Below are 6,351 nucleotides of genomic sequence, written 5' to 3' on the forward strand. Positions count from 1 at the left end.
TTGAGAACTATTGACAAAAACTAATCCAGTACTGTTTGCTTTTGTCCGACTACTTACTTGGTTATTATACGGTTACTCTCCTAGTATAACGGGATGTGGGATAAAATATATTTTTCGTCGTAAACCCCTACAATAATGGGTTTTCCTGACTAACCTCCTTTCTATAGAGAATTCCGTCTTACTGCCAGGATTCAATAGGGATAAAAACACTGAATGTTGTTCGACCGGGTTGACTTTCTACAGTCATATACCCCAAATGCTTTTCAATAATTTTTTTGACAATATCAAGTCCTAAACCACTCCCTTCCCCAGCAGGTTTGGTTGTGAAAAATGGCTCAAATATTTTCCCTTGGATTTCTTCGGGTATACCACAACCACTATCAGTAATGCTAATCTTCGCCTGCTGGTTCTCTGGTGTGACATCAATTGTTAAGGTTCCCCGGTTATCCATCGCTTGTAAGGCATTATGGATCAGATTTGTCCACACCTGATTAAGTTCATTGGGATAACAAGATACAGGTGGAATTTCGGCGTAGTTTCGGATCACTTCAACCCCTTGTTTGAGTTGATTGTGATAGAGATTTAAGACGGTTTCAAGTCCCTCAGTCAGGTTCACGCTTATCTTTTCTCCCGACTGGTCATAACGAGAATAGGTTTTCAGAGCAAACACCACTTTCGCGGCTCGTTCGGTGGAGGTATTAATTGTGGCGGTACCTCGTTTGAGTTCGGAAAGTTTATACGCGAGTTCTAAGATTTGCAAGCTGTCAGGTCTTTTTAGTAGAGGGATAAAGGGTTCAATCTGGTCAGAAATCCCCATAATCACCAGCCTCTCGGCAATACTATCGGCATCAGCAATGTCCAAGTTTTCCAGTTCCCGTCTTAAGGCTCTCTTAAATTTCCGCTCTTCTTTCGTAGAGAAAGTTGATTGGTGTTGCAGTGAGCGTTGCAGTAAATCTAGGAAAATAGCGGAGTTTTCTGTAGAGAGAGATTGAAATAGTGTGGGTAACTGTTCTAGGGTTTGGTCGAGGAATTTAGCAATCGTTCCAGCCGAGGAACGAATAGCGCCTAGAGGCGTATTAATTTCATGGGCAACGCCTGCAATAAGTTGACCCAAAGCTGCCATTTTTTCTTTTTGGATTAGTTCATCTTGAGTGGTTTTGAGTTCTTCGAGGGCTTGGGCGAGTTCCTGGGTTCGTTCAGCCACCTGTGTTTCTAAAGTGCGATTGTAGTCCGCTAGCAGCTTCTCGGCTTGTTTGCGGTTGGTAATGTCTTGAAAAGCAGCAATCGCATAAATAATTTCACCTTGTTCATCGAAGATAGGTGTTGTGTAAATTTCTAAGGGGAGGATTTTATCGGGTTGATGTAGTTCTAAATCATCAAGATAAACCGTTTTTCCTTTTAAGGCATTAACAATAGGTAGAGATTCTATCGGGTAAAGTTGATTGGTGTTGGCTTGATAAATTTTATACACTTGACTGAGTTCCTCTTTTTTAGCTTCTACATGAGAAGTCATCCCTAATAACTTTTGTCCAGTCTGGTTCACATAGCAGATCTGACCATTAGTTTCATGAACGGTAACACCTACAGGTATAGCTTCTAGGAATTGTCTTAACCGATTTTCGTTTTCTTCTAAGGTTTGAAAATAGACTTGTAATTGAGATGCCATTTGATTAAACGAACGTGCCAATTGACCGAGTTCATCTTCTCGGTTAATGGTGACCGTTTTATTAAATTCTCCTTGAGCAATTTCTTGAGAAATTTGGTTAAGTTCAATGATCGGTTTTGTTACCCAAAGGCTAGAAATCAATCCAATTACAGTTGCCAAGATTAAGGCTAATATACAAAGGAAAATTGTTTGACGTTTACTTGCATTGATTTCCTTTAAAAAATCAGACTCAGCGACGACCACGACGACAAACCAGTTTAATCCAAATTGATCTCGATAAGGACTGACTTGGAGGAAGTATTTTTGGTTGTTAATGACTATAGTTTTAACAATTAAATCATTGATGGTGTTATTGCCATTGAATAAATTGTTGGAAATATATACAGCAGTTTTTTGAGTTATTGTATCTTGACTATGAATCGCCAAGACTCTTTCTAATTGACCCTGGTCAGTTTTTGCCAACTGTTCTAAAGTAGAGGTAGCAACCAAATACCCTGATTCATCAACAATAAAACTTTGACCCGTATTGCCGATTTTTAATTGTTGTAAAAAGTCACTAATCGCTGCCAAATAAAAACTACTATTAATCACGCCTTGAAGATTACCCTGAGCATCATAAACGGGTTGTACGGCTGCTAAGGTTAAACCCTTTGTATCTAATTGAGGAAAAATATCACTCCAAACTTCTGTTTTTGCTTCTACTGGTTTTGTATACCAAGGTCGAATCGTTGGATTGTAACCTTTACTAATGCTGATGGTTTTGATGTATTTCCCTGTTTTATTCACCTCATAAGTATGTAAATCATAATTAGTAGTAGTATTTGATTTCATGACTACTAATTGGTCATTAGCTCGTAATTCTACGCCAATAAAATCTTTTGTTTGACTGCCGAATACTATGCTAGTGACGTTCTCAAAAATTTGCAACTGTTGTAAAAAGTATTGTTCTATTTTTTGAGTATTGTCTAAATCAAAAGCTTGCAAAGTTAACAAGGTTTTATTCGCTCTATTTATTTTATGAGGTAAGGTCAAGTGGTCTGAAATATTATCTTTAATATGATCATTGCTTTTTTCCATTAATTGATTCGCTAAATTGTTAACTGATTTTTGTCCATTTTTAAAAGACAAATAACCAACTAATCCGACTGCACCAATAATTTGGAGGACAAAGGGTACAATAAGAACTATCCGTAAGGGAAGTTTATTAATAATAGAACCATAGCTCATAGATCATTTTTCGCTAGTTAATTTCATCCTGACGTTAGTCAAGTTGGGCTAAACCTGATTTGAGGGTTTCGACTAATTCAGCTTCAGACCAAGGTTTAAATAAGCAGCAATGGAGGTTGGCTTGCTCTTTGGCTCGTTGAATGGCGATTTCATCGGCTTGACCCGTGAGCATAATTTTAATGACGTTAGGAAATTTCTGATGCACTTTGATCAGAAACTCATCTCCCTTCATCCCAGGCATTAACCAATCCGAGACAATAAGAATAATTTGCATTTCATCCTCGATGAGTTCATCAATTACTTCTAAAGCCTCATCAGCATCTTCAGCCACTTCATAGGTGTAGGCACTGCCAAATGCCTCCATGAGTTGCGTTCTCAGACTCTGTAAAATGTCTTTTTCGTCGTCAACACATAAAATAATGGGTTTACTCATTGGTCATTCATCCTTAGTTATTGGTTATTCGTCCTTATTGTCAGTCGTGGGTTACGGCTAAGACTGAATGGGGATAAAAACATTGAATGTCGTCCGACCAGGCTGGCTTTCTACAGTCATGTTACCGGAATGTTTATCCATGATTTTCTTGACAATATCCAGTCCTAACCCACTCCCTTCTCCCGTCGGTTTAGTGGTAAAAAAGGGCTGAAATATTTTCTGTTTAATGTCTTCGGGTATGCCACAACCACTATCGGTAATGCTAATCTTAGCCTGTTGATTCTCCTGCGTGACATCAATCGTTAACGTCCCTCGGTTATCCATCGCTTGTAAGGCATTATGGATCAGATTTGTCCACACCTGACTTAGTTCATCGGGATAACAGGATACAGGTGGAATTTCGGCATAGTTTCGGATCACCTCAACTCCCTGTTTGAGTTGATTGTGATAGAGGGTTAAAACCGTTTCAATTCCCTCAGTCAGGTTCACGCTGATCTTTTCTCCCGATTGGTTATAGCGGGAATAGGTCTTCAGAGCAAATACCACTTTTGAGGCTCGGTCTGTGGACGTATTAATCATAGCCGTACCTCGTTTAAGTTCAGATAGTTTATAGGCAATTTCTAAAACCTTAAAACTATCCGGTCTGTGTAATAAGGGCATCAAGCTGGCAATTTCATCCGTAATACCCATAATGACTAGCTTCTCAGCAATGATATCGGCATCAGCAATGTCTGAGTTTTCCAATTCCCGTCTTAGGGTTCTTTTCAACTTACGCTCTTCTTTAGTGGAGACTGTTGATTGGTGTTGCAGTGAGCGTTGCAGTAAAGCTAGGAAAATCGCGGAGTCTTCGGTTGAGAGAGATTGAAACAGTGTGGGTAACTGTTCTAGGGTTTGGTCGAGGAATTTAGCAATTGTTCTAGCCGAGGAACGAATGGCGCCTAGAGGCGTATTGATTTCATGAGCAACGCCAGCAATGAGTTGTCCCAATGCTGCCATTTTTTCTTTTTGAATCAGTTCATCTTGGGTTGTCTTGAGTTCTTCGAGGGCTTGGGCGAGTGCTTGGGTGCGTTCGGTGACTTTTTGTTCTAAGTTGCGGTTGTAGTCTTCTAGACTGTGATAAAGTCGGGCATTTTCGATGGAAATAGCCGCTTGAGATGTGAGCAGGTTGAGTAATTCAATCTGGTCTGGGGTGAAAGCATCGGTGATCAGATTGTTTTCTAGGTAAAGCAAACCGACTATTTTTCCACTGTGGAGAATTGGGGTACAGACTAGAGACAGGGGTTGTTTTTGGCTCAGATAAGGGTCGGCGCTAAAGGATTTGTGTTCGGGGACGTTATTGAGGAGTAGGGGTGTTTGAGTTCGTTTGACTGTGTTGATGATGGTTTGTGGTAGAGAATTAGGGGGGTCAAATACGTTGCTTGATCGGTTATAAGTGCCATGATCCCACCATCCAGCTACATGCCAATTACCCGAATTATTTAAGAGTATAGCCGCGCGATCGGCATCTACATTTTCGGCGATAATTTGCATGAATTTGGACAACAGCGCCTCAAGGGACATTTCTTGGGAAATGGCTTGAGATGCTTTGATAGCGGAGGCTAGATCAATAGAGGAGGGACTTGCGGTAACGGTGTTAGTTGTTTGGGTGGAGGTTTGATGCGGGTAGCTGAGTGAGTTTCCCGATTGGAATTGTTGTAAACATTGCTCTAAATCATGCTTTAATCCTAAAGCATTTTGATAGCGGTCTTCGGCATTTTTCGCCATCAATTTAAGTACGATGTCAATCAGGACTTGGGGAATAGGGGCGTGGAGGGAGGATGAATGCTGTTGGTTGTTGTCTGTTGTGTATTCCCCGTTGCCTAAGATGGGCATTTTAGCAATGTGACTATGAACCAACCTCATGGGGTCATCACTGTTTAAAGGTAATTCCCCGGTTAAAAGTTCGTAAAATGTAACACCTAACGCATAAAAGTCCGTGCGATAATCAATCATCGGATTCATGGGTTTGGTTTGTTCCGGGGAAATATCGGCTAACGTTCCGTCTAAACCATTAGGGCTGATTCGTTGTTGCTGGTGTTGAGGGAGCAAACTGGAAAGACTAAAGTCAATTAATTGAATCTGATGGGTTTGGGGATGAATCAGAATGTTCGCTGGTTTGATATCATTATGAATGATGCGTTGCTGGTGAAGATAGTGTAAGACTTCTGCCAATTGAATGGCAAGGTCGAGAAATTGCTGTAGAGTGCGATCGCACTGTTGCCAATAGTCCGAAAGAGCGATTGACCCTGAGTCGGGCATCACCAAAGCATATCCATTCCCATAACTTTCCAAGGCAAGAGGTTTAACAATCTTGGCATGTTCAAGATGACGAGTGATGACGTATTGATGGCGAAGATTTATCAACTCATTAACGTTGGGGTGAGGATTACGCAGCACTTTAATAATCACCAGTTGGTCGTTCCTGGTGCATAGTCCACGATAAACTTCGGTTCTCATGCCTTGGTACAAAGTTTCGTGGATTTGATAGCTGCTCAGATCGCTCATAGGGTTGTTAATGATGATTTCAAGAATTTTGCTTTTCCGTAACTGTTATGCTAAATTATCTCAGGCGACACCATAAATAAATCTGGGTCTACCCTAATTATTGGAGAAGTATTCTGATTATAACCAAAATCAGCAAAACTACAGTAATACATGAATATTACTTGTCATACTAAATTTGAAGTGATATAAATGTGGTTTCAATTAGTCTTTCAGGATACCCTTAAAAAGATTTAAGTCTCTTTTTTAAAAAACCCCAGACTCCGCACGCTATCAGGGAAAATGTACCAATGTTGTACCATTGCTTCCCCCGCTTCCCTGACCACAACACTTATACAGTTCTCAGATGCTAGCACCCACAGCCGCATCGGAGATTGGAAAGTAACCCGAGTTGAAGAGTACAAGACAGAATCCCCCAGCAGTGATTTTGATGCAATTGTCGTCTGCTATTGCCAATACTCTCCCATCAGTACGGCGTTAGAAC

Annotated in this window: 3 protein-coding genes and 2 pseudogenes; 1 reads left to right on the forward strand and 4 read right to left on the reverse strand. The window is 40.6% G+C overall.

All coding sequences use genetic code 11. From position 1 onward, the window contains the following. Window positions 1–178: 178 nt before the first annotated feature. The 4 genes and pseudogenes from RIE73_RS19210 to RIE73_RS19225 form a co-directional block, all read right to left on the reverse strand. A complete protein-coding gene (locus RIE73_RS19210) occupies window positions 179–2,893 on the reverse strand; it encodes an ATP-binding protein (RefSeq protein WP_446402707.1) in 2,715 nt (904 codons plus the stop codon). 34 nt (window positions 2,894–2,927) lie between these two features. Beyond that, window positions 2,928–3,326: a response regulator gene (locus RIE73_RS19215; protein WP_446402708.1), complete on the reverse strand. Its 399-nt coding sequence runs from the start codon at window positions 3,324–3,326 to the stop codon at window positions 2,928–2,930. A 57-nt stretch (window positions 3,327–3,383) separates the two neighbouring features. Beyond that, window positions 3,384–4,886 (reverse strand): GAF domain-containing sensor histidine kinase, encoded by a 1,503-nt coding sequence (locus RIE73_RS19220; RefSeq protein WP_446402709.1) that lies wholly within the window; start codon window positions 4,884–4,886, stop codon window positions 3,384–3,386. Between the two features lie 114 nt (window positions 4,887–5,000). Next, window positions 5,001–5,870 (reverse strand): annotated as a pseudogene (locus RIE73_RS19225) (serine/threonine protein kinase); the annotation flags it as partial. Between the two features lie 279 nt (window positions 5,871–6,149). Between RIE73_RS19225 and RIE73_RS19230 the strand changes: the two are divergent. Continuing rightward, window positions 6,150–6,351: pseudogene (locus RIE73_RS19230) on the forward strand (hypothetical protein); the annotation flags it as partial.

The organism is Coleofasciculus sp. C1-SOL-03 (assembly GCF_040220555.1).
Taxonomy (GTDB): Bacteria; Cyanobacteriota; Cyanobacteriia; order Cyanobacteriales; family Coleofasciculaceae; genus Coleofasciculus.